This window comes from Belnapia arida (genome assembly GCF_016773205.1).
GTDB lineage: Bacteria > Pseudomonadota > Alphaproteobacteria > Acetobacterales > Acetobacteraceae > Belnapia > Belnapia arida.
In genome coordinates this window covers 325247-351240 of the sequence record NZ_JAETWB010000002.1, presented here as the reverse complement: position 1 = coordinate 351240, position 25994 = coordinate 325247, and the positions used below count along the sequence as shown (strand labels likewise).

Annotated in this window: 27 protein-coding genes; 11 read left to right on the top strand and 16 right to left on the bottom strand. The window is 71.2% G+C overall.

Annotation, left to right across the window (positions count from 1 at the left end; all coding sequences use genetic code 11):
• Nucleotides 1-11: 11 nt before the first annotated feature.
• Nucleotides 12-674: a DUF3047 domain-containing protein gene (locus JMJ56_RS08690; protein ID WP_202831227.1), complete on the bottom strand. Its 663-nt coding sequence runs from the start codon at nucleotides 672-674 to the stop codon at nucleotides 12-14.
• Between the two features lie 60 nt (nucleotides 675-734).
• Here JMJ56_RS08690 and JMJ56_RS08685 point away from each other — a divergent pair, with 60 nt between their 5' ends.
• A complete protein-coding gene (locus JMJ56_RS08685) occupies nucleotides 735-1436 on the top strand; it encodes a dienelactone hydrolase family protein (protein WP_202831226.1) in 702 nt (233 codons plus the stop codon).
• A gap of 2 nt (nucleotides 1437-1438) precedes the next feature.
• Here JMJ56_RS08685 and JMJ56_RS08680 read toward each other — a convergent pair whose 3' ends face one another.
• Both JMJ56_RS08680 and htpX read right to left on the bottom strand, forming a co-directional pair.
• Entirely contained in the window at nucleotides 1439-1813 is a 375-nt protein-coding gene (locus JMJ56_RS08680) for a c-type cytochrome (protein ID WP_202831225.1), read from the bottom strand.
• Between the two features lie 45 nt (nucleotides 1814-1858).
• The gene (gene htpX, locus JMJ56_RS08675) at nucleotides 1859-2776 is read right to left on the bottom strand and encodes a zinc metalloprotease HtpX (protein ID WP_202831224.1); all 918 of its coding nucleotides are present in this window, start codon (nucleotides 2774-2776) and stop codon (nucleotides 1859-1861) included.
• Between the two features lie 95 nt (nucleotides 2777-2871).
• Between htpX and JMJ56_RS33720 the strand changes: the two genes are divergently transcribed.
• Nucleotides 2872-3141, top strand: coding sequence for a succinate dehydrogenase assembly factor 4 (locus JMJ56_RS33720; protein ID WP_236037563.1), 270 nt, complete (start codon nucleotides 2872-2874; stop codon nucleotides 3139-3141).
• A 201-nt stretch (nucleotides 3142-3342) separates the two neighbouring features.
• Here the strand turns inward: JMJ56_RS33720 and acs are convergent, their stop codons facing one another.
• The 5 genes from acs to JMJ56_RS08645 all read right to left on the bottom strand — a co-directional run bounded on the left by acs (nucleotide 3343) and on the right by JMJ56_RS08645 (nucleotide 7411).
• The gene (acs, locus tag JMJ56_RS08665) at nucleotides 3343-5277 is read right to left on the bottom strand and encodes an acetate--CoA ligase (protein WP_202831223.1); all 1935 of its coding nucleotides are present in this window, start codon (nucleotides 5275-5277) and stop codon (nucleotides 3343-3345) included.
• Between the two features lie 207 nt (nucleotides 5278-5484).
• Nucleotides 5485-5838, bottom strand: coding sequence for a Rieske (2Fe-2S) protein (locus tag JMJ56_RS08660; protein ID WP_202831222.1), 354 nt, complete (start codon nucleotides 5836-5838; stop codon nucleotides 5485-5487).
• Nucleotides 5835-6323 carry a GFA family protein gene (locus JMJ56_RS08655; RefSeq protein ID WP_202831221.1) on the bottom strand — a complete coding sequence of 163 codons (489 nt, stop codon included), beginning with the start codon at nucleotides 6321-6323 and terminating at the stop codon, nucleotides 5835-5837. The genes JMJ56_RS08660 and JMJ56_RS08655 overlap by 4 nt, the downstream gene beginning before the upstream one ends.
• 4 nt (nucleotides 6324-6327) lie before the next feature.
• A complete protein-coding gene (locus tag JMJ56_RS08650) occupies nucleotides 6328-6744 on the bottom strand; it encodes an EVE domain-containing protein (protein ID WP_202831220.1) in 417 nt (138 codons plus the stop codon).
• 4 nt (nucleotides 6745-6748) lie between these two features.
• On the bottom strand, nucleotides 6749-7411 hold the full coding sequence (locus JMJ56_RS08645) for a glutathione S-transferase family protein (RefSeq protein WP_328702318.1): 663 nt from the start codon (nucleotides 7409-7411) through the stop codon (nucleotides 6749-6751).
• Nucleotides 7412-7478: 67 nt separating this feature from the next.
• On the opposite strand from JMJ56_RS08645, the gene JMJ56_RS08640 reads away from it, so the two are divergent.
• Nucleotides 7479-7790, top strand: a complete 312-nt coding sequence (locus tag JMJ56_RS08640) for an HU family DNA-binding protein (RefSeq protein ID WP_202831219.1) — start codon at nucleotides 7479-7481, stop codon at nucleotides 7788-7790.
• A gap of 70 nt (nucleotides 7791-7860) precedes the next feature.
• On the top strand, nucleotides 7861-8541 hold the full coding sequence (locus tag JMJ56_RS08635) for a glutathione S-transferase family protein (protein ID WP_202831218.1): 681 nt from the start codon (nucleotides 7861-7863) through the stop codon (nucleotides 8539-8541).
• Here the strand turns inward: JMJ56_RS08635 and JMJ56_RS08630 are convergent.
• Both JMJ56_RS08630 and JMJ56_RS08625 read right to left on the bottom strand, forming a co-directional pair.
• On the bottom strand, nucleotides 8538-8714 hold the full coding sequence (locus JMJ56_RS08630; RefSeq protein WP_202831217.1) for an HU family DNA-binding protein: 177 nt from the start codon (nucleotides 8712-8714) through the stop codon (nucleotides 8538-8540). The two genes, JMJ56_RS08635 and JMJ56_RS08630, sit on opposite strands and share 4 nt — an antisense overlap.
• Before the next feature lie 11 nt (nucleotides 8715-8725).
• Nucleotides 8726-10531, bottom strand: coding sequence for a calcium-binding protein (locus tag JMJ56_RS08625; RefSeq protein ID WP_202831216.1), 1806 nt, complete (start codon nucleotides 10529-10531; stop codon nucleotides 8726-8728).
• Nucleotides 10532-10613: 82 nt separating this feature from the next.
• Between JMJ56_RS08625 and JMJ56_RS08620 the strand changes: the two genes are divergently transcribed.
• Entirely contained in the window at nucleotides 10614-11918 is a 1305-nt protein-coding gene (locus tag JMJ56_RS08620) for a PQQ-dependent sugar dehydrogenase (protein WP_202831215.1), read from the top strand.
• Between the two features lie 9 nt (nucleotides 11919-11927).
• Here JMJ56_RS08620 and JMJ56_RS08615 read toward each other — a convergent pair whose 3' ends face one another.
• Entirely contained in the window at nucleotides 11928-13589 is a 1662-nt protein-coding gene (locus tag JMJ56_RS08615) for a PAS domain-containing protein (protein ID WP_202831214.1), read from the bottom strand.
• On the opposite strand from JMJ56_RS08615, the gene JMJ56_RS08610 reads away from it, so the two are divergent.
• Together JMJ56_RS08610 and JMJ56_RS08605 are read left to right on the top strand one after the other, a co-directional pair.
• A complete protein-coding gene (locus JMJ56_RS08610) occupies nucleotides 13504-14271 on the top strand; it encodes a DUF2459 domain-containing protein (protein ID WP_202831213.1) in 768 nt (255 codons plus the stop codon). The two genes, JMJ56_RS08615 and JMJ56_RS08610, sit on opposite strands and share 86 nt — an antisense overlap.
• A 336-nt stretch (nucleotides 14272-14607) precedes the next feature.
• Nucleotides 14608-14784 carry a hypothetical protein gene (locus JMJ56_RS08605; protein ID WP_202831212.1) on the top strand — a complete coding sequence of 59 codons (177 nt, stop codon included), beginning with the start codon at nucleotides 14608-14610 and terminating at the stop codon, nucleotides 14782-14784.
• Between the two features lie 14 nt (nucleotides 14785-14798).
• Here the strand turns inward: JMJ56_RS08605 and JMJ56_RS08600 are convergent, their stop codons facing one another.
• Together JMJ56_RS08600 and JMJ56_RS08595 are read right to left on the bottom strand one after the other, a co-directional pair.
• Nucleotides 14799-15557: an SDR family NAD(P)-dependent oxidoreductase gene (locus JMJ56_RS08600; protein WP_202831211.1), complete on the bottom strand. Its 759-nt coding sequence runs from the start codon at nucleotides 15555-15557 to the stop codon at nucleotides 14799-14801.
• Nucleotides 15558-15575: 18 nt separating this feature from the next.
• Entirely contained in the window at nucleotides 15576-17231 is a 1656-nt protein-coding gene (locus tag JMJ56_RS08595) for a DUF6311 domain-containing protein (protein WP_202831210.1), read from the bottom strand.
• Nucleotides 17232-17381: 150 nt separating this feature from the next.
• Between JMJ56_RS08595 and JMJ56_RS08590 the strand changes: the two genes are divergently transcribed.
• The 3 genes from JMJ56_RS08590 (at nucleotide 17382) to coaBC (ending at nucleotide 19882) form a co-directional block, all read left to right on the top strand.
• A complete protein-coding gene (locus JMJ56_RS08590) occupies nucleotides 17382-17741 on the top strand; it encodes a response regulator (protein ID WP_202831209.1) in 360 nt (119 codons plus the stop codon).
• Between the two features lie 70 nt (nucleotides 17742-17811).
• Nucleotides 17812-18690 carry a TauD/TfdA dioxygenase family protein gene (locus JMJ56_RS08585; protein WP_202831208.1) on the top strand — a complete coding sequence of 293 codons (879 nt, stop codon included), beginning with the start codon at nucleotides 17812-17814 and terminating at the stop codon, nucleotides 18688-18690.
• Nucleotide 18691: 1 nt separating this feature from the next.
• A complete protein-coding gene (coaBC, locus tag JMJ56_RS08580) occupies nucleotides 18692-19882 on the top strand; it encodes a bifunctional phosphopantothenoylcysteine decarboxylase/phosphopantothenate--cysteine ligase CoaBC (RefSeq protein ID WP_202831207.1) in 1191 nt (396 codons plus the stop codon).
• A 249-nt stretch (nucleotides 19883-20131) separates the two neighbouring features.
• Here the strand turns inward: coaBC and JMJ56_RS08575 are convergent, their stop codons facing one another.
• From JMJ56_RS08575 to JMJ56_RS08565, 3 genes are read right to left on the bottom strand one after another with little or no spacing between them, the layout of a single operon-like run.
• Nucleotides 20132-20425 carry a hypothetical protein gene (locus tag JMJ56_RS08575; RefSeq protein ID WP_202831206.1) on the bottom strand — a complete coding sequence of 98 codons (294 nt, stop codon included), beginning with the start codon at nucleotides 20423-20425 and terminating at the stop codon, nucleotides 20132-20134.
• Between the two features lie 14 nt (nucleotides 20426-20439).
• Nucleotides 20440-20880, bottom strand: coding sequence for a DUF488 domain-containing protein (locus tag JMJ56_RS08570; RefSeq protein ID WP_202831205.1), 441 nt, complete (start codon nucleotides 20878-20880; stop codon nucleotides 20440-20442).
• Nucleotides 20877-23198, bottom strand: a complete 2322-nt coding sequence (locus tag JMJ56_RS08565; protein ID WP_202831204.1) for an NADP-dependent malic enzyme — start codon at nucleotides 23196-23198, stop codon at nucleotides 20877-20879. Before JMJ56_RS08565 ends, JMJ56_RS08570 begins: the two co-directional genes overlap by 4 nt.
• 138 nt (nucleotides 23199-23336) lie before the next feature.
• Here JMJ56_RS08565 and mutS point away from each other — a divergent pair, with 138 nt between their 5' ends.
• Nucleotides 23337-25979, top strand: a complete 2643-nt coding sequence (gene mutS / locus JMJ56_RS08560; RefSeq protein WP_202831203.1) for a DNA mismatch repair protein MutS — start codon at nucleotides 23337-23339, stop codon at nucleotides 25977-25979.
• The last annotated feature ends 15 nt before the right edge of the window (nucleotides 25980-25994 follow it).

The window sequence follows — 25994 nt, the reverse complement described above, 5'->3', positions numbered from 1 at the left end:
GTTTCGCTGCCTCATCGGCAGGGGCGGAAGCGTATCTCCTCTGCCTGCGCCTCGACCCGGCTGCCGGTGTCGTCCACATCCGTGCCGATCACGATCTCCTGCAAGGGCGGCGGCTCGCCCCCGAAGGCGGCGCGCCAGTCGGCCGCCAGGTCCACCCGTTCCTCGAACCAGCGGCCCGGCGGAGTCGCGGCCGGGCGAAGTACCCGCACCATGCCGAGCCCCGCCATATGCGGGCTGGGGAAGGCGGCCGGCTCCCGCCCCGTCCCGCCCCAGACATAGAGCAGCACGCTGCGCGGCAGCGGATGGCTGCCCGCCGCCGCCTGGGCGAAGGCATGCTGGCTGCGCTGCCAGAAGGTGACGCGCGTCGGCCAGCCGGCGAATCCGACGGCGATGGCAAGCGCCCGGTCGTCACCGCTGGCGCGGGTAAGGTCGGTCGGCGGCGGCCCGGCATCGACGCGCCAGCGCCAGGAGAGGCATTCCGCCCCGCCCTGCACGCGGCGCCAGACGAAGCTGCCCTCGCCCCTCCCCTCCACCGCCACGCCGCCCCCGGGCAGCGGGCGGAAGCGCGCCGGGGCCACGCCATGCCATTCGGCGTGGCGCCAGCCGGCGGCCTCCAGGGCATTGGGCGGCGTGGCCGGCCCGGCCCCTGCCACCAGTGTCATCGCCAGGGGCATGGCAAGCCTGCGCATCTTGGCTTAGATGCCGCCGTAACCGTTTGAGACAAGGAGCAAGCCATGCCCGAGATCGAAATCGCCGCAGCCGATGGCAACGGGCGCTTCGGCGCCTACCTGGCGATGCCGAAGACCACCCCGGCCGGTGCCGTGGTGATGATCCAGGAGATCTTCGGGGTGAACGACGCCATGCGGCAGCTTTCCGACTGGGTAGCTGATATGGGCTTCATCGCCATCAGCCCCGACCTGTTCTGGCGCCAGGAGCCGGGCGTCTCGCTCGACCCGGATGCCGGCCAGGCGCAATGGGACCGCGCCTTCGCCCTGATGAACGGCATGGACCAGGACAAGGCGGTGGAGGACCTGAAGGCCACCGTCGCCCATGCCCGCACCCTGCCGGGCAGCAACGGCAAGGCCGCCACCATGGGCTTCTGCCTCGGCGGCCGGCTCGCCTACATGATGGCGGCGCGCTCGGATGCGGATGCCAATATCAGCTATTACGGCGTCGGCCTCGAGGGGCTGCTCGGCGAAGCCGGCGGCATCAAGGCGCCGCTGATCCTGCACATCGCGGAGCGGGACAAGTTCGTGCCTCCCGAGGCGCAGGCGAAGATCCTGGCCGGGCTCTCGGGCCACAGCCAGGTCGCGGTCCATGTCTATCCGGGCGTCGACCACGCCTTCGCCCGCATGGGCGGCCATTCCTGGGATGCGCGGGCGGCCACTATCGCCAATGGCCGCAGCGCGGAGCTGCTGGCCAAGACGATCGGCTAGGCTCAGCCATTCGCCTTGAGATAGGCGATCAGGTCATTGAGCTGCTGCTCGTTGCGCAAGCCGGGATAGGACATCGACCCGGCCGGCACCACCGCCTTCGGGTTGGCGAGATAGGCGCGGAGCGTGTCCTCATCCCAGGTGAGGCCGCCCCCCGCCTTCTCCCGCATGCTGGCCGAGTAGCGGAAGCCCTCGATGCTGCCGGCCTTGCGCCCTACCGCGCCATGCAGGTTGGGACCGACGCCGTTGCGGCCGCCCTGCTCGATCGTGTGGCAGGCGCGGCACTGGTTGAAGACGCGCTGCCCCGCCGCCGCATCCTGCGCCATGGCGGGCAGGGCGGGGGCGAGCATCAGCGCGGCAAGCAGGGCGGTGCGGAGCATCGGGCTTTCCCTCGATCAAGGATGGGTCGGAGGGCCAAGCGCGGCTCAGCCCCAGGGGTTGCGGCGATGCGCGGTGCCCCAAGGGCTCGCGGCCGGCTGCCGCCAGGCGGGCGCCGGCGGCGCCATCGCCAGCAGCCGGCGGATGCGCTCCTCGGTCGACGGATGGGTGGTGAAGAGGCTGTCCATCCGCATCCCCGAGAGCGGGTTGATGATGAACATGTGGGCGCTGGCGGGGTGCGCCTCGGCCGTGTGGTTCACCAGCCCCTGCTTGTAGTGCTCCAGCTTCTGCAACCCGCTCGCCAGCCAGCGCGGATCGCCGCAGATCTCGGCGCCCAGGCGGTCCGCCTCGTATTCCCGGCTGCGGCTGATCGCCATCTGCACCAGCATCGCGGCGATCGGGCCGACGATCACCAGCAGCAGCGCGCCGATCGGGCCGAAGGGATTGCGCCGTCCATCCTCCGACCGTCCGCCGAAGAGGAAGCCGAATTGCGCCAGCATGCCGATGGCGCCGGCGAGCGTCGCCGTCAGCGTCATCAGCAGCGTGTCGCGGTGCCGGATATGCGCCAGCTCATGCGCGACGACGCCGGCGACCTCCTCCTCCGACATCAGGTTGAGCAAGCCGGTATTCACCGCGACGGCGGCATTCTCCGGGTTGCGGCCGGTGGCGAAGGCGTTCGGCTGGTCCTCATGGATCACGTAGAGGGCGGGCATCGGCAACCCCGCGCGCTGCGCCAGCCCCTCCACCAGCCGGTAGAGCCGCGGCGCGCTCTCCGGCGCGATGGGCTCGGCATTGTGCATCGAAAGCACCACGCGGTCGCTGTTCCACCAGGACCAGAGATTGGTGGCGCAGGCGACGAGGAAGGCGATGACCATGCCCTGCCGCCCGCCAAGCAGGTAGCCGATGGCGAGGAACAGCGCCGTCAGCCCCGCCAGCAGGATCGCGGTGCGCAGATATCCGCCCATCGAGTGCCACCCCTCCTCTCCGTTGCGCGTTGGCATGCACACGGCAGGACACCAGATGAGGCTGGACCCTGTCACGCGACAAGAAGGAGATGCCGATGTCCGACCCGACGCCGCTGCCCCCGAGCGACCCGCCCGCTCCGGTGCCGCCGACCCCCACGACGCCGCCCGGCCCCGAGATCCCGCCCCCGCCGGTGACCGACCCGACCGGCCCCGACATGCCGATCCCCGGCGACCCCACCATGCCGCCCGCCGGCGACCCGCCGCCCGAGCAGCCGCTGCGCATGAAGGAGGTCGGAGGCCCGTCCGGACCGGAGCCGACGCGCTATGGCGACTGGGAGCGGAAGGGCCGCGTCAGCGACTTCTGATCCCGATTCGGTCCCTGACCGGAGCGGGAACGGGCTTGTGGATGGCCGAACCGGCGAACCACAAGCCCTTGTGCCGAAAGGCTTTCCCGCCCCTCCGAGTCGCCCGTCAGCGATTCGTTCGCGCGACTCGAACCAGGGTCTTGATTCCAGGGCATCTAATTTTCGCACCCTGGACTCAAGATTCACCAGTTGTTCCAGTGCCTAGCCGACGCGGTTCGCCACCAGCTCCTGCACTACGCCTGGGTCGGCGAGCGTCGAGGTATCGCCGAGCGCTCCAGTCTCGTTCGCCGCGATCTTGCGCAGGATGCGCCGCATGATCTTGCCCGAGCGCGTCTTCGGCAGGCCCGGCGCCCATTGGATGGCATCCGGCGAGGCGATCGGCCCGATCTCCTTCCGCACCCAGGCCACCAGCTCCTTGCGCAGCGCCTCCGAGGGCTCCTCGCCCGTCTTCAGCGTCACGTAGCAGTAGATGCCCTGGCCCTTCAGGTCGTGCGGCATGCCGACGACCGCCGCCTCGGCGACCTTCGGATGGGCGACAAGGGCGCTCTCGATCTCCGCCGTCCCCATGCGGTGGCCGGAGACGTTGATCACGTCATCGACGCGCCCGGTGATCCACCAGTAGCCGTCGGCATCCCGCCGCGCGCCGTCGCCGGTGAAGTACATGCCGGGGAAGGTGGAGAAATAGGTCTGGATGAAGCGCTCATGGTCGCCATAGACCGTGCGCGCCTGCCCCGGCCAGCTGTCGAGGATGACGAGGTTGCCCTCCGTCGCCCCCTCCAGCAGCTTGCCCTCGCCATCCACCAGCGCCGGCTGCACGCCTGGCAGCGGCAGCGTTGCCGATCCCGGCTTCTGCGCCACCGCTCCGGGAAGCGGCGAGATGAGGATGCCGCCCGTCTCCGTCTGCCACCAGGTATCGACCACCGGGCAGCGCTCATCCCCGACGACGCGGTAGTACCAGAGCCAGGCCTCCGGGTTGATCGGCTCACCCACGGAACCGAGGATGCGCAGCGATTTGCGGCTGGTCTTCTTCACCGGCGCCTCGCCGTCGCGCATCAGGGCGCGGATGGCGGTCGGCGCGGTGTAGAAGATGTTGACCTGATGCTTGTCCACCACCTCCCAGAAGCGGGAGACGCTGGGATAGTTCGGCACGCCCTCGAACATCAGCGTCGTCGCGCCATTGGCAAGCGGGCCGTAGACGATATAGGTGTGGCCGGTCACCCAGCCGACATCGGCGGTGCACCAGTAGATCTCGCCCGGCTTGTAATCGAAGACCAGCTCATGCGTGTAGCTGGCCCAGACGAGGTAGCCGCCCGTCGTGTGCAGCACGCCCTTCGGCTTTCCCGTCGAGCCCGAAGTATACAGGATGAAGAGCGGGTCCTCCGCCTCCATCGGCTCCGGCGCGCATTCGGCCGGCTGCTTCGCGGTGATCTCCTCGTACCAGTGGTCCCGCCCCTCCTGCATCGGCACGGCGGCGCCGGTGTTCCTCACCACGACGACCGACCTGATGCTCGGGCAGGTCGCCAGCGCCTCGTCCGCATTGGTCTTCAGCGCCACATTGCGGCCGCCGCGCCGGCCCTCATCGGCAGTGATGAGGATGGAGCACTCGCTGTCCTGGATGCGCGAAGCGAGGCTGTCCGGTGAGAAGCCGCCGAAGACGATGGAATGAACGGCGCCGACCCGCGCGCAGGCCAGCATGGCGACCGCCGCCTCGACGATCATCGGCAGGTAGATGCAGACCCGGTCGCCCTTCTTCACCCCCAGCTCGCGCAGCGCATTGGCGAGACGGCAGACCCGCGCATGCAAATCTTTGTAGGTGACCTTGGCATCGCTGTCGGGGTCGTCGCCCTCCCAGATGATCGCCACCTGGTCGCCGCGGCCGGCGAGGTGCCGATCGAGGCAGGAGACGGAGGCATTCAGCACCCCGTCCTCGAACCAGCGGATCGAGACATCGCCGCTGAAGCTGGTGTTCTTAATGCGGGTCGGGGGCCTGATCCAGGCGACGCGCCCCGCTTCCCTGGCCCAGAAGCCGCCCGGATCGGCGGCGGCGGCCTCGATCATGGCGGCGTGCTGCTCGCGCGTTACATGAGCGGCGGCGGCGACCGCCGGCTTCACCGCGATCAGTTGTTCATCGGACATGTTGGCGTCTCCCCTCGGGCGGGCCTTTATCGAGGTAGTTTGGCCATGCCGCCTTGAGCCGCGTCAATCGGGCAAGCGGTGCCCTGACTGCGGCGTTTCGTTCCCGGCGCGGCCGCGCACCATCGGTCGAACGGCGCCTGGGAATGGCACGCTGGAGCCAGCGCTAAGGGGGTGGGCCTGAAGGCCGCAGGTTCTGCCGAAGGGCCGCTACTCTCCGGCATCCGCCGGCACCACCAGCATCCCCTCCTCCACCCGGCACGGCACCATCTCCAGTGCCTGGCCGATGCAGGGGCCGCTGATGCAGATCCCGTCCTCGATGCGGAAGCGGGCGCCATGGGCGGCGCAGACGATATGCGCCTTGCGGGTATCGAGGAAGCGGTTCGGCAGCGGCTCCAGCGGCAGGCCGATATGCGGGCAGGAGTTGACGTAGACCCGGACCTCACCGCCCTTGCGGACGGCGAAGAGCCCGGTGAAGCGGCCAGGGGGCGCGGGGAAGCCACGCGCCGCCCCCTCCTCGATCTCCTCGGCCGCGCAGAGCACCCGCTCGCTGGGACCGATCATCTGGCGAGGCCCAGCCGCTCATGCCAGTCGGCGACGCTCTCCTCCGGGTAGCGCTCATGCTGGCGGTCGCGTGGCCCGGCCTCCACCGTCACCCAGGGGGCCTTGAACTCCAGCATGATATGCGTGCTTTCCGGCGGCTCGGGCAGCGGCGTGTCGATGGCCGAGGCGAAGGGGTGGACCAGCTCCGGCCAGCGCGCGTCATAGAGCCAGAGCGCGCTGCCGCAGGCCCCGCAGAAATGCCGCTCGGCCGGGCTGCGATGCGCACGGGCCTCCTCGGGGCTCTTCAGCCGGGCATGGTAGACGGTGACATGCTGCCGCCCCTGGACCCGCAGCGAGGCATTGTCGCCGCCCAGGTTGACCGCATAGCCGCCCCCGCCCTGGGTCTTGCGACAGATCGAGCAGTAGCAGCGCTGGTAGGGATAGGGGTGCGGGCTCTCCAGCTGGAACCGCACCGCACCGCACTGGCAGGACCCTTCGAGCCGCATCCCCTCACCCTTTTTCCACGCCGCCCATGCGGCAGAGGATGGACCAATGCGGGTCGGAGACCGGCATCACGGAAAGGCGCGACTGCCGCACCAGCGCAAGCTCCGCCAGTTCGGGCGCGGCCTTGATGGCGCCGAGCGTCACCGGCTTCGGCACTGGCCGCACCGCCTTTACGTCGACGCAGACCCAGCGCCCGGTCCCGTCGGTCGGGTCCGGATAGGCCTCCCGGACCACCTCGACGATACCGACGATCTCCTTGCCGATATTGGAATGGTAGAAGAAGGCCCGGTCGCCGATGCGCATGGCGCGGAGGTTGATGGCCGCGAGCGCGTTGCGCACGCCGGTCCAGGGCTCCACGCCATGCGCCACCTGCTGGTCCCAGGAGAAGGCATCCGGCTCGCTCTTCACCAGCCAATGGGCCATCGACCTAGCCGACTGGCATGGTCTGCGCCAGCGGGGGCAGCGCCACGGCCTTGGCGTACCAGGCCTCCAGCTTCGGGTGGCCCGGCCGCCAGGGCTCGTGCGGGAAGCGGAAGTCGAGATAGCCGAGCGCGCAGCCGATGGTGATCTCGCCGATCGTCGTGAGCTGGCCGAGAGAATCGGCTTCCGCCTCCAGCACGTCCAGTGCGCGGGCGACCTTGCCCTGTTGCAACGCGATGTACTCCTGCCGCCCCTGGTCCTGCGGCAGGGCGATCTCGCGTCGGCGCGGCTGGCTCGCATCCATGATGCCGTCGCCGAGCGCCTGCTGCCGCAGCGCCACCCAGCGCGCCGGCCCGGCCTCGGGGAAGAGCTTCGGCGCATCGCCGATGCTGTCGAGGAATTCGCAGATGACCGGGCTGTCGTAGAGCGCCATCCCCTCCCCGGTGACGAGCGCGGGCACCTTGGAAAGCGGGTTCGCTGGCCAAAGGGCCGGGTCCGTGGTCGGGACTTTCCAGCGCTCGATACGGCTGTCCAGCCCGCGGGCAATGGCACAGGCCACGACCTTGCGGACATAGGGGCTGGCGGGCGAATAGGCGAGCTTCATGGCAATTCCCTCGGTGCAGGGCGAAATCTTCCAGAGCCGGGGGCGCCCCGCAAGCGTCCCCTCCATGCAAGGTTATGCCTGACAAACGGCGCGGATCGCGCTATCTCCCGGCGAATCGAAAGGAGTGCAGTGCGTGTCGAAGAAGTTCCTGACCGACGTCATCGTCAAGTCAACCGAGATGCCGACCATCCAGGCCAATGCCCTGGCGAGCGACATCATCGCCGCCATCAAGGGGGAGATCGTCGAAACCGGCCGGTTCACCATCCCCGATTTTGGCGCCTTCATCGTGCGCGAGACGGCGAAGCGCACCGCGCTCAACCCCCGCACCGGCGAGAAGGTGGCGGTGAAGGCCGGTGCGACCGTCCGTTTCAAGGCCAGCCCCTCGCTGAAGGATGCGGCGCTGGCCGGCATGAAGAAGGCGAAGCGCAAGGCGGCCAAGGCCTGAGGTCACGCCCCCTTGCCTCGGCGCAAGGGGGCGCGCCTTATCCTCCCGCAGTCACAGGGAGGATAAGGCCGTGATCCGCTTTTACTACAACCTCGCCCCGAACCCGACCAAGGTCGCCCTCGGCCTCGAGGAGATGGGCCTGGACTATGAGCCGGTGCCGGTCGACACCCGCAAGGGCGAGCAGCACGGTCCCGACTTCCTGACGATCAACCCGAATGCCAAGGTCCCCGCCATCGTCGATGGAGACCAGGTGGTGTTCGACAGCAACGCCATCCTGCTCTACCTCGCCGAGAAGACAGGGCAGTTCCTGCCGCCAGCGGCCGAGCGCGGACAGATGCTCTCCTGGCTGATGTTCGTCGCCAGCGGCATCGGCCCCTATTCCGGCCAAGCCGTCCACTTCTCTCGCTTCGCGCCGGAGCCGAAGGAGTATGCGGTCAGCCGCTACGTCTTCGAGGCCAGGCGTCATTGGGGCATCCTCGACGCCCGCCTTGCCGATCGCCGCTTCATGCTCGGCGCGGACTACGGCATCGTCGACATGGCCGTCTGGGGCTGGTCGCGCCTGGTGCCTTTCGTCCTCGGCGAGGACGCCTTCGCCACCCTGCCGAACGTGAAGCGCCACCTGGAGGAGATCAACGCCCGCCCCGCCGCCGGCCGCGCCCTGGCGCTGAAGGACCGGCACGCCTTCAAGGCGGAGATGGACGAGGCGGCAAGGCTGGCGATGTTCCCGCACCTGGCGCAGAAGAGCGCTTAGGCCAGGATGACATCCGCCGCGGCGAGGCTCGCCGCGGCGACCCCGCGCAGCACCACGGCATCGTCCGACTCGTCGAGGAGGATGCTGACGCCGCCGGGCCCGTCGCGCATCGCCGCCTGCACCGCCTCGAAGCTGCCGAAGCCGGTGAGCTGCAGCCGGTCTATCCCCGGCACGAAGTCGCCGATCAGGTCGCGGCCGCTGCCGGGGCCGACCTGAACACGTCCGCTTCCGCCTCGCCGAACAGCACGTCATTGCCCCCGGCCCCGTCCAGCGTGTCATCCCCCGCACCGCCCATGAGCCAGTTCGCCCCGGCATTGCCGACGAGGATATCCGCCCTCGCCCCGCCACGACCGAAGGCGCTGCCGGCCAGCAGCACCATGACCTCGGCATGGGCTGGCATCGCCGCCCCGCCGCCGGCAATGGCGATCAGCACCACGTCCCGCCCGGCGCACGGCGCCTCCATCACGCGATCCGCCGCGATGTCGATCACATAGGTATCGTCGCCAGCCCCGCCGATCAGCACATCCGCACCGGCGCCGCCATCGAGCATGTCCTCGGCATCGCCGCCGACCAGCACGTCACTCCCGCCGCCGCCCCACAGGCTGTCCTGGCCGGTCTCGCCGAGCAGCCGGTCCAGCCCGGCGCCGCCTTCGAACGAGTCGTTGCCCTCACCGCCGCCGAGGCTGTCATTCCCGTCATCGCCCTGCAGCGCATCCTTGCCGGCGCCGCCGCTGATGGTGTCACCCCGGCCGGCGCCGATCAGCAGGTTCTCGCCCTCGTTCCCGGTGACGATGTTGGCCAGCGCATTGCCGGTGCCGACGCTGTTGCCCGTCTTCGGCACCTGCGTCAGCCGCTCCACCTCGCCGGGTAGGGTGAAGCTGGCCGAGGCGCGCACCTCGTCGATGCCCTCGCCCGCGCGCTCGGCCACCTGGTCCACAGCGTCGTCGGCGTAATAGACATCGTCGCCGGCGCCGCCCTTCATCACGTCCGGGTTGGCGCCGCCATCCAGCGTATCCTGCCCGGCGCCGGCGATCAGCGGGTCCTGCCCTTCCTCGCCGAACAGCAGGTTGCTGCCCTCGGCGTCGCGCAGGAGGTCGCCATCGGTGCCGCCATGCAGCGTATCGCCCTCGGCACCGCCCTCGAGCGTATCCGCGCCGGTATCGCCGAACAGGGTATCCGCCCCCGCCCCACCTAGCAGGCTGTCATCTCCCGCATCGGCGAAGAGGAAGTCGCGGCCGGCGCCGCCCTCCAGCACATCGCCATCGACGCCGCCCAGCAGGCTGTCATCCCCGGCCTCGCCCAGCAGGTGGTCATGCCCCGCCTCGCCGAAGAGCGTATCGTCGCCGAGCCCGCCGAGGATGGCGTCATCCTCCACGCCGCCATAGGCGACGTCGCTGCCGTCGCCGCCATCGAGCCTGTCCTTGCCCGCCTCGCCGAGCAGGGTGTCGTCCCCTGCCTGGCCGAAGACCAGGTCGTCGCCCGTCCCGGCCTCGACCGAATCCCGTCCCTCGCCGCCAAGGACGATGTCATTCCCCTCGCGGCTGCGGATGGTGTCGTCGCCGGCATAGCCGCTGACGAGATCGCCATGGAAGGAGGTGGTGACGGTGTCGTGCTCGGCGAGCACCAGCGCCGCCACGCCCGCCTCGTCCCGCGCCCGGATCAGCGCGCCGAGCGCCGCGCCGGAGACGGCGATGCGGTCGATGAAGAGGAAGGCGTCGCTCATGCCGGCCTGCACGCGCAGGATCTCGGTAATGGTGCCGCCGGTCGGGACCGCGCCGTCGAAGGTCAGGCCCGTGCCCTTGAACTGAAGCGAGACCTCCACCTCCGCCGGCCCGCCGGGATAGGGGTACGGGTTCGGCACCATGGTGGTGGCGACGAACTGCGTCGCCGTCGCCGTCTGGACATGCAGGTAGGGGAACTCGTCCACCCGCAGGAAGCCGGGCACATCCTGGGCAAAGGTCGGATCGGAAAGGACGACGAACTGGGCCACAGGTCCTCAGTCTAGACGAATTCGCGCCCTGGTGGAATGCCGGCAGCGGGAACCCCGGCAGCGAGGGCGACGTTCCGCCCCCATGCGCGCATCATTCCTCGCCTTCCTCCTCCTTGCCCTCGCCGGCTGCGGCGAGGAGGCGAGCCTGCCGGTCGGCGCCGGCACGGGCCCGAATCCGCAACTGCCCGCGCCGCGGTCGAGCTGGATCCCGACCGTCAACATCGCCCCTGCCCGCGGCTGGCCCGAAGGCGCCGCACCCGCGCCGGCCGAGGGCCTGCGGGTCCAGTCCTTCGCCGCCGGGCTCGACCATCCGCGCTGGCTCTACCTCCTGCCGAACGGCGACGTGCTGGTTGCCGAGAGCAACGCCCCGCCCAAGCCGGAGGGCAGCGGCGGCATCCGCGGCTGGGTGATGCGCCAGGTGATGGCGCGTGCCGGCGCCGGGGTGCCGAGCGCCAACCGCATCACCCTGCTGCGGGATGCCGATGGCGACGGCGTGGCGGAGACGCGTACGGTTTTCCTGGAGGGGCTGACCTCGCCCTTCGGCATGGCGCTGGTGGGCGAAGATCTCTTCGTCGCCAATGCTAATGCGGTGGTGCGCTTCCCCTACCGCACGGGCGAGACGCGCATCGCCACGCCCGGCGAGGTGCTGGCCCCGCTCCCCGGCGGGCCGATCAATCACCATTGGACCAAGAACATCGTCGCCAGCGCCAATGGCACGAAGCTCTATGCCAGCATCGGCTCCAACAGCAACGTCGCCGAGCGCGGGATGGAGGCGGAGACGGACCGCGCCGCCATCCTCGAGGTCGACATCCGCACCGGCGGGCGCCGCGTCTTCGCCTCCGGCCTCCGCAACCCGGTCGGCATGGCCTGGGAGCCGGAATCGGGGCGGCTCTGGACCACGGTCAACGAGCGGGACGAAATCGGCAGCGACCTGGTGCCGGACTACATGACCTCGGTGCAGGAGGGCGGCTTCTACGGCTGGCCCTACAGCTATTACGGCCAGCATGTGGATGACCGGGTGCAGCCGCCGCGGCCGGACCTCGTCGCCCGTGCCATCGTGCCGGACTACGCGCTCGGGCCGCACACCGCCTCGCTCGGCCTCGCCTTCGCCACCGGCAGCCGCCTGCCGCCGCCCTTCCGCGAAGGCGCCTTCATTGGCCAGCATGGCTCCTGGAACCGCCGGCCGCCGAGCGGCTACAAGGTGGTCTTCGTGCCCTTTGCTGACGGCAAGCCGAACGGCCCTCCGGTCGATGTGCTGACCGGCTTCCTCGACGCCGACGGCCATGCGCTCGGCCGCCCGGTCGGCGTCGCCATCGACCGCCAGGGCGGGCTGCTGGTGGCCGATGACGTCGGCAACCGCATCTGGCGGGTCAGCGCCGCGCGGTAACCCCGGGGGTCAATCCTCCAACCCCTCGAAGGTCAGCTGCGGCGCCTCCGCCGTCGGGCGCGACCGGGCGATGACCCGGGCGGCCGGCAGGCGGATGCGGCATTGCATCCCGCCCGGCGGCCAGTCCCGTTCCACCGCGCCGCCCAGCTGGCCGGCGAGCGTCGCCTCGATCACCCGCGTGCCGAAGCCGCGCCGCGCCGGGATGCCGGCCGGGGCAGGGCCCCCCTCCTCCGCCCAGTCGATGGTCAGCCAATCGCCTTCCTCGCTCCAGCCCAGCCGCACCCGGCCGGCAGCGGTGGAGAGCGCGCCGTATTTCATCGCATTCGTTGCCAACTCGTGCACCGCCATGGCGATGGGCTGCGCCGCCACCGGCGCCAGCGTCACCGGCGGCCCCTCCAGCCGCATCTGCTCCGGTCCGGCGAGGAAAGGCGCCAGCTCGCCCTGCAGCAGGACGCGTAGCTCGGCCCCGGTCCAGCCGCCTTCGGCCAGCAGCGTATGCGCCCGCGTCAGCGCGGCGACACGGCCCTCGACGCTGCGGGCGAAGGCCTCCGGATCCTCCCGCGCCGTCAGCCGCAGCGCCGCCTGCACCACGGCCAGGGCATTCTTAGCCCGGTGGTCCAGCTCCCGCGTCAGCAGCGCCTGGCGCTCCTCCGCGCGGACCCTGTCGGTGATGTCGAGGTTGACGCCGATTATCCGCACCGGTCGCCCCGCCGCGTCGCGGAACACCCGGCCGAGGGCCAGGATGCTGCGGGTGCTGCCGTCGCCCGCATGGCGGATGCGGAACTCCCGGCGGAAGCCGCCATCCGGCGCGCTGGGCGGCGCAATCGCATGCAGCCGGTCCTCGGCGAGGATGCGTGCCTCGAAGGCCTCACGTCCCGGCGGCCCGGCCGCCGGGTCGAAGCCGGTCAGCCCGTATTGCTCCGCGGACCAGATGGCCTCGCCCGTCACCAAGTCCCGCTCCCAGAGGCCGATCCCCGCGGCCTCCTGCGCCAGGTGCAGCCGCTCCTCGCTCGCCCGCCGCGCCGCCTCGGCCTGCTTCAGCGCGGTGACGTCGACATGCGCACCGATCATGCGCAGCGCACGGCCGGCGGCATCGCGCTCGATCTCGGCGCGGGCGGCGATCCAGCGCACCTCGCCGTCGGGGGCGCGGATGCGGTATTCCTGCGCGTAGTCGGTGATGCCGGTACCATCGGCCACGGCCTCGAGGAAGCGCCGCTCCGCCCGCTCCCGGTCCTCCGGGTGGAGCCGCGCCACCCAATCGGCGTGTCGCTCGATCCGCGCCTCGCCGGGCAGCCCCTGGACGGTCATGTACTCGCCGGAGCGGAGGTTGACGTCGGAGCGCAGGTCGATCTCGAAGCCGCCGACCCGGCCGATGCGTTGCGCCCGGCGCAGATGCGCCTCGCTTGCCGCCAGCGCCGCCGAGCCGGCCTCCAGCTCCGCGCCGAGCTGACGCATCCGCCGCGCCATGACCGCTGCCGTGCCGACGAGGCCGAGGCTTGCCAGCAGCATGGCCGCACAGTACCAGCCGACGCCCTGGGTTGCGCCATCGGCCGACCAGTAAGGCATGGTCGCCACGGCGGACAGGATGACGGCGAGCAGCAGCGGCAGGCACCAGGCGAGGTCGGTCGGCTGCGCCGGTCTGGGCGCTGCCGGGGCGGGTTCAGGCGGCATCGGCCGGCGCGCCCTGCTGCTGGGCCTTCCGCTTGCCGGCTGCGCCGCACTGCCGCTGCCCGATCCAGGCCCGCGCGTCGCCGGCATCGCCGTCGTCGAGCGTGACTGGCATACCGACATTGCACTGCCGGTCGGCCCGGCGCCGCTGCACCCCGCCCTGGCTGCACTGGCGGCGGACTTTCCAGGCATGACGACTATGGTCTTCGGCTTCGGCGACCGGCGCTGGCTGCTCGACCGGGACCGGTCGCCGCTCGCACTGCTGCGGGCCCTGCTGCCGGGGGCCGGGGCCATCCTCCTCACCGCCCTCGCCGCCCCGCCGGAAGCGGCCTTCGGACCCGACCATATCGTCCGCCTCCCTCTCACCGCGGGGCAAATGAAGCGCTTGCAGGAATACCTGGCGGGCAGTCTCGACCAGGGCCGGAGACTGCCCGGCGGCCGGTGGCAGGCCCTGGCGGAGGGACCCTATCCCGGCAGCGTCTTCCTCGCGTCGCCGATCATCTATTCGGCCGGCTATACCTGCAACACCTGGACCGCCCATGCCCTGGCCGCGGCGGGACTGCCGATCGATCCCGCCGGCGTGGTCTTCGCCGGGCAGGCCATGGCCTGGGCCCGCCAAGCGGCCGAGGTGCTCGGAGCAAGCTCCGATCGGAATGGCATCCTCCGGTCGGAGGATGTGCGCTAGCAGGCCACGCGCTACGGCGAGGTCCGCAAGCCGGTGCGAACGGAGGCCACCCTAGTAGCGGCTGGGCACGACTACCGTGCCGGCCGGCGGCGGGTTCGGGTTGCTGCTGCTGAAGCTGAGGCAGCCGGCAAGGCTGACGGCGGCTAGGATCAACAGGACGGCTTGGCGCATCGGGTCCTCCTTCGGCCATGAAGCGGCGTCCCTACGCGGCGCGCCCGATTTGGTTCCGCCAGCCGTGCGTTACGGTCCGGAAAAAACTTCGTGCGACGAATCGGGAGCGACAGCCGGCCGGCTGGTATGTCAGGGTGGCTGCAATGCTCTGACAGGGATGCTGCCATGCGCTATTGGGTCCTGGCCTTTCTGCTGGCTGCCGCCTTGCCCGGTTGCGCCGAGAACAGCTTCGGCGCCCCGCAATGGCGCGACAATGCCGAGGCACCGGCCTGGCGCCGCCCAGGCTCGACCCTGCCGCCGCTCCAGCACATCCCTGCCCCGGCCTACAGCGCCAGGGCTTGATCCGAGGCGGCTGACTACGACGGGGTCAGCCGCAGCGCCCCGTCCAGCCGGATCGTCTCGCCGTTCAGCAGCGGGTTGGCGGCGATGGCGAGAACCAGCGCCGCCACCTCCTCAGGCCGGCCCAGCCGGTTGGGGAAGAGCGGCAGCCGCCCCAGCGCCTCCCGCGCCTCCTCTGGCATGCCCGCCAGCATCGGCGTCTCGATCAGCCCCGGCGCGATGGTCATCACCCGGATGCCGAAGCGCGCCAGTTCCCGCGCCGCCGGCAGGGTAAGGCCGACGACCCCCGCCTTGCTCGCCGCATAGGCGCACTGGCCGATCTGCCCCTCATAGGCAGCGATCGAGGCGGTGTTGACGACGAGGCCGCGCTCCCCCGTCGGCAGCGGATCGAGCGAGGCCATCCGCGCCGAGGCCAGGCGCAGCAGGTTGAAGGTGCCGGTGAGGTTCACCCGCACCACTTGCTCGAACAGGCCGAGCGGATGCGGCCCCTGCCGCCCGGAGACCCGCGCCGCCGGGGCGATGCCTGCGCAGCTCACGGCAAGGCGCAGCGGCCCGAGCGCCGCGGCAGCCTCCACCGCCGCTGCCATCGCCGCCTCATCGGCCACGTCGCCGGCCGCGGCCACCCCGCCGATACGGGCGGCGACCGCCTCTGCCGCCTCCTGCTTCAGGTCCATCACCACGACGTGGGCGCCGGCCGCGGCCAGCGCCTCGGCCGTCGCCGCGCCGAGGCCGGAGCCGCCGCCGGTGACAAGCGCCGCAATCCCCTTCACGTCCATGTCCATCCTCCCCGCGCTTCAGCGCCTGGCGAGCGGCCTCGCCCGCCAGCCGGGCGCCAGCACCCGGTAGCCATCCGCAGTGAGGATCGCATCCCGCGCCGGGTCGTGCGAGGCCTCGGCCAGCGCCAGGCTCTCCGCATCGCGCAGGATGTAGAGCGTCCCCGGCTCATAGGCGCCGGAGCGGAGGATCTCCGCCACCTTGGCGCGCAGCGCCGCGGCCCGGCCCTCGTCCACCCGGGCCATGTAGACGGAATCCGTCGGCATCCCCCCCTGCGCGGCGAAGCGGGCGATGGACTCCCAGCCCTCGCCCATATTGACGGCCGGCACCGCCCTCACCTGCGCATAGGCACCCGCCGCCTCGGCCCAGAACGGGTCGAAGAGCCGCGGCGGGACCCCCGCCGGCGCCCCGGCGACAAAGGAATGCCGCCGCTCCAGCCCCGGCTGCAGATCCACCCATTGCAGCGCCAGCAGGCCGAGCAGCAGCCAGCCCGTGCGCCGGCCGCCCCAGGCCCGCGCCACCAGGGCGATGGCGCCGAGCATCAATGCATAGGAGAGCGGCCAGACCATCCGCTCCGCGTTGCGCAGCATCCCGGCAACGGCCATCGCCCGGTCGGGCAGGGCGAAGAGCACCCCTCCCGTGCCGCCCACCGTCACATGCGGGGTGATGGCGAAAGCAAGCAGCGCCAGCAGCGCCGCGGCCAGCGGCCAGAGCCGACGCGGCAGCCCCACGGGCCGGCGCAGCAGCGCTGCCAGCCCCGCCGCCAGCAGCAGCAACCCGCCGAGGCCGAGATAGCTGCTCCCCGCCTCCCAATGGCCAGGGTCGGGCAGGTCCGGCAGCAGGCCGGACCAGAGCCCGCCATCGGCATAGGCCAGCAGGTCGAAATTCCAGGTGCCGTAGCCGCCGGCCCCGCTTCCCGGCCCGCTGTCGTAGCCGCCGCGCAGCAGGAAGAAGCCGCCCGTCCAGAGCGCCCCCGCCACCGCCAGCGGCACGCCCGCCGCCTCGGCGACCAGCACGCGGCCGCGCGCCAGCCAGGCCCGCCGCAGCCAGTCCGCCGCCCAGAGCGGCATCGCCATGGCGATGAGATAGGAGTGGATCAGCGCCGTCACCGCCAGCAGCGCCGCCCAGCGCAGGGCGTGCCACGCCCCCTGCCCTCGCCCCAGCGCCAGCAGCAGCGCCGCGAGCAGCAGCCATTGCCCGGCGAGCGGGGTATGTCCTGCCATCCGGTTGATCAGCATCGGCTGCAAGGCCAGCAGCCCCGCGCCGCAGACCCGCGCCAGCATGTTCCGCGTGGCAAGGCCGACCAGCCGCCAGCCGAGCACTCCCTGCAAGATCCCGCAGGCCAGCAGCCAGGGCCCGACATATTGCGGTACCTCCACCACTCCCCGCAGCGCCTTCAGCACCAGGGCGAGCAGCGGGATGGCATCGGCGAAATAGATCGCCGTGCCGAGTTCCATCCCGTAATCCGGATTGGCACCCGGCGGCAGCAGCCAAGGCGCCGCGCGGAAGTAGCTCCAGCCCAGCCAGAGCTGCACTGGGTCGGGCCCCAGCGGCCCGGCCAGCAGCCAGCCCTGGTTATGCGGATTGAGCGGGCCGAGGCCGAAGACCGCCAGCACCACCGCCGCCCCCGCCAGCGCGGCGAGCGACGCCCCGAGCCAAGCCTTACCCGCCGTCATCCACCCTCCTTTTCGTGACAGGACGAAACGCCGCCGGAGCGCCATGCATGCTCTGAACGGACGGAATGAACCGGCCCGTTGTGGCCTGGCTGATCCCCGGGGCCGCTCAACCGTTGTCATGCGGCTGGACTATTGTACAGGACGGAGGCGATGCGGGTTCTGCTGATCGAGGATGATGCGCTGTTGCGCATGGTACTTTCCGACCGGTTGGCCGAGGACGGTATCGACGTGCAGGGCCTCGCCAATGCCGAGGACGCGCTGATCCTGCTGGGGGCCGGCCAGGTGCCGGACGTACTGGTGACCGATATCCGCCTCGGCGGCGGGCTGAGCGGCTTCGACCTGGCCGAGGTGGCGCGGGCCAGGCACCCGGAGGTCGGCGTCATCCTGATCAGCGGCGCGCCGTCCGAGGAGATGCGCGGCCGGATGCAGCGGCGAGAGATCTTCCTGGCAAAACCCTTCCAGCCGGAGGCGCTGGCCGCCGCGATCCGCCAGGCGGCGGCCAAGGACTAGCCGGGACTTGGCGGGCGGCAGCGCGGGGGGCTAGCCTCCCCGGCCACACGGCCCGCCAAGGAACGAGAACATGGCCCTCAACGCCCTGGACGGCCCCCGCATCCGCCATCTCAGCAATGCGGGCGAGCCCTACGAAACCATCCGCCTCGACCGGTTGACGCCCGTGATCGGCGCCGAGATCGAAGGCGTCGATCTCGGCCGCCCCATCGCCCCGCGCCAGATGGAGGAGATCAAGCGGGCGCTCGCGGAACACCTCGTCATCTTCTTCCGCGAGCAGACGATGACGCAGGAGCAGCACCTCGATTTCGGCCGGCAATTCGGCCCGCTACACCTCCATCCCGCCGCGCCGCACGAGCCGAGCCACCCGGAGCTGATGGTCATCAAGGCCGATGCCAATTCCGTCCGCGCCAATGGCGAGGGCTGGCATTCCGACGTCTCCTGCGACGAGGAGCCGCCGCTGGGCTCCATCCTCTACATCAAGGAATGCCCGCCCAATGGCGGCGACACGCTCTTCGCCAGCATGTATGCCGCCTATGACGCGCTGTCGGATCGGATGAAGGCCTATCTCGAGGGCCTCACCGCCCTGCATGACGGTGAGCCGGTCTATCGCGGCATGTTCGCCAAGGACGGCGTGGCCGACAAGGCGAGCTATCCGCGGGCGGAACACCCGGTCATCCGCACCCATCCGGTGACGGGCAAGAAGGCGCTCTACGTGAATCGCGGCTTCACCGCCCGCATCCTGGGCATCCCCCGCGACGAAAGCGACGGCATCCTCCGCTATCTCTACGAGCATATGGAAAACCCGCTGTTCCAGTGCCGCTTCCGCTGGCGGCCCAACTCCGTCGCTTTCTGGGACAACCGCTGCGCCCAGCACCGGGCGATGTGGGACTACTGGCCGCACCGCCGCTACGGCAACCGCGTCACCATCAAGGGCGAGCGTCCTGTCTGACATGCGCCTCGCCGACCGCCGGATCCTGCTGATCGTCTCCGGCAGCATCAGCGCCTACAAGGTGCTGGAGCTGACGCGCCTGCTGCGCAAGTCCGGCGCCGCCGTCACCGGCGTGCTGACCGCGGGCGGGGCGCGCTTCGTGACGCGGGAGGCGCTGGCCGGCATCACCGGGCAGCGCGTGCATGACGACCTCTGGGCGGCGGAGGCGGAGATCGGCCATATCCGCCTCGCCCGCCTGCCCGACCTCGTCGTTGTCGCCCCCGCCTCGGCCAACATGCTGGCGAGGATGGCGCAGGGCCTGGCCGACGACCTGGCGGGCACGATCCTGCTGGCGACCCGTGCCCCGGTGCTGGTGGCGCCGGCCATGAACACGGCGATGTGGGAGCACCCGGCGACCCGCGCCAACATGGCGGCGCTGACGGGCCGAGGCGTCCGCGTCGTCGGCCCGGGGGTGGGCGCCATGGCCGAGCCCGAGAGCGGCCCCGGCCGCCTTGCCGAGCCGGCCGAGATCCACGCCGCCATGGAGGCGATCCTGGCACCGGAGGCCGGGCCGCTCGCCGGTCGCCACGCCCTCGTCACCTCCGGCCCGACGCATGAGCCGATCGACCCGGTCCGCTACATCGCCAACCGCAGCAGCGGCAAGCAGGGCCATGCGATCGCGGCGGCACTGGCCAGGCTCGGCGCCCGCGTCACCCTCGTCGCCGGGCCGGTGACGCTGCCCGACCCGCCCGGCGTCACGACGCTGCATGTCGAGACCGCCCGCGAGATGCTCGCCGCCTGCGAGGCCGCCCTGCCCGCCGACATCGCGGTCATGGCCGCCGCCGTCGCCGACTGGCGCGTGGCGCGGGAGGCGACGCAGAAGCTGAAGAAGGAACCTGGGGCCGAGGCTCCCTCCCTCACCATGGCGCTGAATCCCGACATCCTGGCCACCATCTCCCGCCATGCCCGCCGGCCCAGCCTCGTCATCGGCTTCGCCGCCGAGACCGAGCAGGTGGTGGAGCACGCCATCGCCAAGCGGGCGCGGAAGGGCTGCGATTGGATCCTCGCCAACGATGTCTCCGGCGATGTCATGGGCGGCGATGCCAACCGCATCCACCTCGTCACCGATTCGGGCGTCGAGGACTGGCCGGAGATGGCGAAGGCGGAAGTGGCCGCGCGGCTGGCGGCTAGGATCGCAGCCGCACTCGGCTGAGCTTCGTCTCGAAGCCGTCCCAAAAGGTCACAACCGCGCCTCAGGAAAGGAACGCGAAACACATTCGTGTGATTGTGTCTTCAGCGATGGACCCGTTTCCTTACGATAGGTGAACCCCATCGCCCCTCGCTGAACACAAGCTCGCCGGATCATCGGTCATGTTCCAGACCTTGTTCACCCGTCTCCGTCATTGGCTCACCTACCGGCCGGAGCGGCGATACATGCGGGGCCGGGCGTAAGCGGGGGCCCTTACTCCTCCAGCATGTCGCGCAGCCAGGCTTCGCCTTCGGGCGAGAGGTTGTGCCAGGCCGCATCCACCGGGACGCGGGTGATGGTCAGCACGACATCCGGCGCATCCTCCTTCTTCAGCGCCCGTAGCAGGTGGTCGCGGAGATAGGCGGGGGAGACGCCGGTGGCGACCAGCACCGCCCGTGGCGTGATCGGCCAGTGCTCCGGCGCGATCTCGAAGATTGCCTCGAAGAACACCTTCTCGGCCGAGGCCGGGGCGGCGCCGAGGTCATGCAGGACGAGGCAGAGCGACATCGGTGGGTCCTTCTTCAGGCCGAATAGAGATGCGTGACGGACACCCCGGCCGTGGCGGCGACCGCCTCCGCGACCAGGGCCCGGTGACAACGGGCCGGATCGGCTTCCAGGCATAGCAGGCAGACCGTTTCACGTCCTGCCTGGTCCGCCAGCGCGGCCAGCGCCGCCTGCGCCTCCACGCCCGCCAGATGCGCGCCGAAGATCCGCCGCATCTCCCCCGGCCGCCCGGCGCGTACCGCCGCCCGCCCCTCGGCCGGGGTGCCGAGCGCCTTCACATGCCGGTAGCCGATGCCCGCCTCCGCCAGCGCGGCGGAGAGCGCGGTCTTGGCGAAGCCCGGCTTTCGGCTGTTCGCCAGCGCCCGCACATCGACCAGGGTGGTGATGCCGGCGCCGCGCAGCGTCTCGATCAGCCGCGCCGGCACCGTCTCCTCATAGCCGATGGTGAAGAGCGTCACCGGTTGATCGCGGCATGGGCGGCGAGGCAGGCCATGTCGAGCAGCTGGGTGACGCTCGCATCCATCGGCACGATCTGCACCGGGCGCGACATGCCCATCAGCAGCGGGCCGATGGTCGTGGCGCTGGTCAGGCGGGGGACAGCCTTGGTGAGGATATGCGCGGCGTGCAGCCCCGGCATCACCAGCACATTGGCCGGGCCCGTCAGGCGGCAGAAGGGATAGAGATGCGCGCGCAGCACCGGGTCGAGCGCCACGTCGGCCGCCATCTCGCCATCATACTCGAAGTCGACCTTCCGCTCGTCGAGCAGCCGCACCGCTTCGCGGAGACTCCCCGGGATATGCCCCTTCGGGTCGCCGAAGGTCGAGAAGGAGAGGAAGGCGACGCGCGGCTCATGCCCAAGCCGCCGCGCGGCAGCCGCCGACTGCACCGCGATCTCGGCCAGCGTCGCCGCGTCCGGCCGCTCGTTGATCGCGGTGTCGGCGACGAAGACGGTGCCCGAGACGCGTGCCAGCATCAGCGTCAGGCCGAAGGTGACCTCCCCCGGCGCCGGGTCGATGGCGGCCGAGATGCCCTCCAACGCCACCGCATAGCTCCGCGTTACCCCCGTCACCACGGCATCCGCATCGCCGAGCGCCAGCATGCAGGCGGCGAAGACGTTGCGGTCCTGGTTGACGAGGCGCTGGCAGTCGCGGAACAGGAAGCCCTCGCGCTGCCGCCGCGCATAGAGGAACTCGGCGTAGCGCCGGTTGCTGTCGGAGTTCCGCGCGTTGCGGATGGTGATGCCGGGCGGCAGCTGCACGCCGAGCGTCCGCAGCACGGCGGCAATGCGGTCCTCCCGCCCCACCAGCACCGGCGTGCCGTAGCCGGCGTTGTGGAAGGCGAGCGCGGCGCGCACCACCTTCTCCTCCTCGCCCTCGGCGAAGACGACGGTGCGCGGATTGGCGCGCACCCGCTCGGTGATGAGCTCCATCGCATTCGCCGTCGCATCCAGCCGCCCGGCCAGCGTGCGGGCATAGCGCGTGAGGTCGGTGAGCGGCTTCCGCGCCACGCCGCTCTCCATCGCCGCACGGGCGACGGCGACCGGCACGCGCGAGATCAGCCGCGGGTCGAATGCGTTGGGGATGATGTAGTCCGGCCCGAAGCGCAGCGACTTGCCTGGGCCGCCGCCGGCGGTGTTCACCTCCTCCGGCACGTCCTCCCGCGCCAGCATCGCCAGCGCCTGCGCGGCGGCGACCTTCATCGAATCGTTGATGGTGCTCGCCCGCACATCCAGCGCGCCGCGGAAGATGAAGGGGAAGCCGAGGACATTGTTCACCTGGTTTGGATAGTCGCTGCGGCCCGTGGCGATGATGCAGTCTGGCCGCACCGCCTTCGCCTCCTCCGGCGTGATCTCCGGGTCCGGGTTCGCCATGGCGAAGACGATCGGCTTGTCGGCCATGCTGCGCAGCATCTCGGGCGTCACCGCGCCCTTGACCGAGAGGCCGAAGAAGCAGTCTGCCCCCTCCATCGCCTGGGCCAGGGTACGCTTCGGGGTCTCGACCGCATGGGCCGACTTCCACTGGTTCATGCCTTCCGTGCGGCCGCGATAGACCACGCCTTTGGTGTCGCAGAGGATGACGTTGCGCGGCGTGACGCCCATCGCCTTCATCAGCTCGGCACAGGCGATCGCCGCCGCGCCGGCGCCGTTGATGACGATGGTGATGTCGCGCAGCTCCCGCCCCGTCAGGTGGACGGCGTTCAGCAGGCCGGCGGCGGCGACGATGGCGGTGCCGTGCTGGTCGTCATGGAAGACAGGGATGTCCATCACCTCGCGCAGCCGCTGCTCGATGACGAAGCATTCCGGCGCCTTGATGTCCTCGAGGTTGATCCCGCCGAAGGAGGGGCCGAGATGCTTCACGGCGTCGACGAAGGCATCCACCTCCTCGGTATCGACGCAGAGGTCGATGCCGTCCACATCGGCGAAGCGCTTGAAGAGCGCGACCTTGCCTTCCATCACCGGCTTCGAGGCCAGCGCGCCGAGATTGCCGAGGCCCAGCACCGCCGTGCCGTTGGAGACGACGGCGACGAAATTGCCCTTCGAGGTGTAGTCGTAGGCCAGCGCCGGGTCGCGGTGGATGTGCAGGCAGGGCTCTGCCACGCCCGGGCTGTAGGCCAGGCTGAGGTCGCGCGCCGTGATCAGCGGCTTGGTGAGGCGGATCTCCAGCTTGCCGGGCCGCCCTTCGGCATGCAGCGCCAGCGCCTCCTCCGGCGTCACTCGCGCGGTGCGCACATCCGCCAGCGAAATGGGAGGCAGGCTGCCCTTGTGCCCATCGTCCATGGCCGTTCTCCCCGAAACCCGTTGCGGCGGCGCATCCGCCTGCCCCCTGTGAGGAGCCAGTCTTGCAGCCATGGCTCGCTTCGTGAAGTCCGCGGGTTTGCGGCTGCGAAGAGGCCGGCGCCGGTCTAGACAGAGGGGATGGACAGCCTGCCTGACCCCTCTCCCCGCCCGCCGACCGCCGAGGGCGCCTCGCCTGCCATGGCGCAATGGTTCGCCGCCAAGGCGGACCATCCCGATGCCCTGCTTTTCTTCCGCATGGGCGACTTCTTCGAGCTGTTCTTCGCCGATGCCGAGGCGGCGTCGGAGGCGCTCGACATCGCGCTGACCTTTCGCGGCGAGCACCAGGGCCAGAAGATTCCGATGTGCGGCGTCCCCGCCCATAGCCACGAGAGCTACCTGGCCCGGCTGATCCGCCGCGGCTTCCGCGTCGCCATCTGCGAGCAGATGGAGACGCCGGAGGAGGCCAAGCGCCGCAAGGCTCCTGCCGTGCGGCGCGAGGTGGTCCGCCTCGTCACTCCGGGGACAGTGACCGAGGAGACGCTGCTGGAGGCCGCCCGCCCCGCCTGGCTGCTGGCGCTGGCGCCCGGGGAGGAGAAGCTGGGCGCAGCCTGGCTCGACCTCTCGACCGGCGCCTTCGAGACCGAAACTCTGGCCCCGGCCGACCTGCACGCCCTGCTCGCCCGGCTCGAACCCTCCGAGGTTCTGGCCCCGGCCGCCCTCGCCCTCCCCGGCGCGGTGGAAACGCTGGTTCCGCGCGATGCCGCCCGCCGCGTCGCCGAGGCCTATGGCGTCGGCACGCTGGACGGGTTCGGCGAGTACCATGCGGCCGAAATCGCCGCCGCCGCCATGGCGCTCGGCTACCTGAAGGCGACGCAGAAGGGCGCCAACAGCGAGGCGCTGGCCCATCTCTCCCGCCCGGTGCCGCGTGGCAGCCAGGGCGTGCTGCAGATGGATGCCGCCACGCGCCGCAGCCTCGAGATCCTCCGCTCGGAGCGCGGCAGCGCCCGCGACTGCCTGCTCGGCGCCGTCGACCGCTGCGTGACGGCGGCCGGCAGCCGGCTGCTCGCCGCCCGCCTCGCCTGCCCGCTGGCCGAGGCGGCGCCGATCCGCGCCCGGCACGATGCCGTCGCCGCCCTGCTCGCCGCGCCCGCGCTGCGCGGCGCCATCCGCGCCGCCTTGAAGGGCGCGCCGGACATGGCCCGGGCGCTGGGCCGCCTTTCCCTCGACCGTTTCGCCCCGCGCGACCTCGCCGCCATCCGCGACGGCCTCGCCCGCGCCACCGCCATCGCCGAGGCGCTGGCGCAGGCCGAGTTGCCGCCCCTGCTCGCCAACGCCGCCGCCGCGCTGTGCCCATCGCCCGACCCGGCGCCGGAACTCGCTCGTGCCCTGGCCGAGAGCCTGCCGGCGCGGCTCGACGATGCCGGCATCGTCGCCTCCGGCTATGACGGGCAGCTCGATGCGCTGCGCCGGCTGCGGGACGATGCGCGCGGCGCCATCGCCGCCCTGCAGCTCGACCTCTGCCAGGCCTGGGGCGTCGCCGCGCTGAAGATCCGCCACCACCAGCAATTCGGCTACCTCGCCGAACTGCCTGCCGCCGCGGGCGAGAAGCTGCTGCGCGACCCGCCATCCAAGGCCAGCGGCGACTTCGCCCCGATCCACCGGCAGACCATGGCGAACGGCGTACGCTTCACCTGCGCGGCGCTGGCCGGCCTCGACCGCCGGCTCTCCGAAGCGGCCGACGAAGCCTCGCGGCGCGAGAAGCTGATCACCCGCCACCTCCGCGGCCTGTGCCTCGCGGCCGCAGCCGGCATCGCCCGCGCGGCCGAGGCGCTGGCCGAGATCGACATCCAGGCCGCCGCCGCCGAACTCGCCTCCGACGGCGGCTGGTGCCGGCCGGAGGTCACCGAGCGGCCCGACTTCGCCATCGCCGCCGGCCGCCACCCTGTCGTCGCCGCGGCGCTCGCGCGCAGCCGCAGCGGCGCCTTCGTCCCGAATGACTGCGACCTCTCGGCCGGCGGGCGCATCTGCCTGCTGACCGGGCCGAACATGGCGGGCAAGTCCACCTTCCTCAGGCAGAATGCGCTCTTCGTCGTGCTCGCCCAGGCCGGGCTCTTCATCCCGGCCGAGCGGGCGCGGATCGGCCTGACCGACCGGCTGTTCTCGCGCGTCGGCGCCTCGGACGACCTGGCCGGCGGGCGGTCCACCTTCATGGTGGAGATGGCGGAAACGGCGGCGATCCTGAATCTCGCCGGCCCGCGCTCGCTCGTCGTGCTCGATGAGGTCGGGCGCGGCACCGCGACCTGGGACGGGCTCGCCATCGCCTGGGCGGTGCTCGAGGCGCTGCACGACCGCACCCGCTGCCGCACCATCTTCGCCACCCATTTCCACGAGCTGACGGCGCTCGCGGGCAAGCTGCCGGAGTTGCAGCTGGCGACGATGCGCGTGCGCGAATGGCGGGGCGAGGTCGTCTTCCTGCACAGCGTCGCACCCGGCTCGGCGGAGCGGAGCTGGGGCCTGCATGTGGCGAAGCTCGCCGGCGTGCCACGCGCCGTGCTCGCCCGCGCCGGCCAGGTGCTGGCCTCGCTGGAGGAGCGGGCGCGCGGCCTCGATCCCCTGGCCGAGGAAATGCCGCTCTTCGCCCGCCCCGCCGACCCGGCACCGGGCCATCCGGTGCTGGCCGCGCTCGCCGCCCTCGACCTGGACAACCTCTCGCCGCGCGAGGCGCAGGAGACGGTCTATCATCTCAGAAGCCTCATGGATGGCGCTGTCAACCGCGCTTAACTCGCGTTAGGCTGA

Coding starts and splice junctions, on each gene's coding strand:
- htpX (WP_202831224.1), bottom strand. CDS start 2,776: ATGGGCGGATATCTGCGCACCGCGATCCTGCTGGCGGGGCTGACGGCG.
- JMJ56_RS08585 (WP_202831208.1), top strand. CDS start 17,812: ATGGCCCTCAACGCCCTGGACGGCCCCCGCATCCGCCATCTCAGCAAT.
- JMJ56_RS08615 (WP_202831214.1), bottom strand. CDS start 13,589: ATGCCGCCTGAACCCGCCCCGGCAGCGCCCAGACCGGCGCAGCCGACC.
- JMJ56_RS08655 (WP_202831221.1), bottom strand. CDS start 6,323: ATGCGGCTCGAAGGGTCCTGCCAGTGCGGTGCGGTGCGGTTCCAGCTG.
- JMJ56_RS08660 (WP_202831222.1), bottom strand. CDS start 5,838: ATGATCGGTCCCAGCGAGCGGGTGCTCTGCGCGGCCGAGGAGATCGAG.
- JMJ56_RS08690 (WP_202831227.1), bottom strand. CDS start 674: ATGCCCCTGGCGATGACACTGGTGGCAGGGGCCGGGCCGGCCACGCCG.
- JMJ56_RS08590 (WP_202831209.1), top strand. CDS start 17,382: ATGCGGGTTCTGCTGATCGAGGATGATGCGCTGTTGCGCATGGTACTT.
- coaBC (WP_202831207.1), top strand. CDS start 18,692: ATGCGCCTCGCCGACCGCCGGATCCTGCTGATCGTCTCCGGCAGCATC.
- JMJ56_RS08650 (WP_202831220.1), bottom strand. CDS start 6,744: ATGGCCCATTGGCTGGTGAAGAGCGAGCCGGATGCCTTCTCCTGGGAC.
- JMJ56_RS08610 (WP_202831213.1), top strand. CDS start 13,504: ATGACGGCGAGCAGCAGCGGCAGGCACCAGGCGAGGTCGGTCGGCTGC.
- mutS (WP_202831203.1), top strand. CDS start 23,337: ATGGACAGCCTGCCTGACCCCTCTCCCCGCCCGCCGACCGCCGAGGGC.
- JMJ56_RS08620 (WP_202831215.1), top strand. CDS start 10,614: ATGCGCGCATCATTCCTCGCCTTCCTCCTCCTTGCCCTCGCCGGCTGC.
- acs (WP_202831223.1), bottom strand. CDS start 5,277: ATGTCCGATGAACAACTGATCGCGGTGAAGCCGGCGGTCGCCGCCGCC.
- JMJ56_RS08645 (WP_328702318.1), bottom strand. CDS start 7,411: ATGGAGGGGACGCTTGCGGGGCGCCCCCGGCTCTGGAAGATTTCGCCC.
- JMJ56_RS08565 (WP_202831204.1), bottom strand. CDS start 23,198: ATGGACGATGGGCACAAGGGCAGCCTGCCTCCCATTTCGCTGGCGGAT.
- JMJ56_RS08600 (WP_202831211.1), bottom strand. CDS start 15,557: ATGGACGTGAAGGGGATTGCGGCGCTTGTCACCGGCGGCGGCTCCGGC.
- JMJ56_RS08685 (WP_202831226.1), top strand. CDS start 735: ATGCCCGAGATCGAAATCGCCGCAGCCGATGGCAACGGGCGCTTCGGC.
- JMJ56_RS08575 (WP_202831206.1), bottom strand. CDS start 20,425: ATGTCGCTCTGCCTCGTCCTGCATGACCTCGGCGCCGCCCCGGCCTCG.
- JMJ56_RS08595 (WP_202831210.1), bottom strand. CDS start 17,231: ATGACGGCGGGTAAGGCTTGGCTCGGGGCGTCGCTCGCCGCGCTGGCG.
- JMJ56_RS08605 (WP_202831212.1), top strand. CDS start 14,608: ATGCGCTATTGGGTCCTGGCCTTTCTGCTGGCTGCCGCCTTGCCCGGT.
- JMJ56_RS08680 (WP_202831225.1), bottom strand. CDS start 1,813: ATGCTCCGCACCGCCCTGCTTGCCGCGCTGATGCTCGCCCCCGCCCTG.
- JMJ56_RS33720 (WP_236037563.1), top strand. CDS start 2,872: ATGTCCGACCCGACGCCGCTGCCCCCGAGCGACCCGCCCGCTCCGGTG.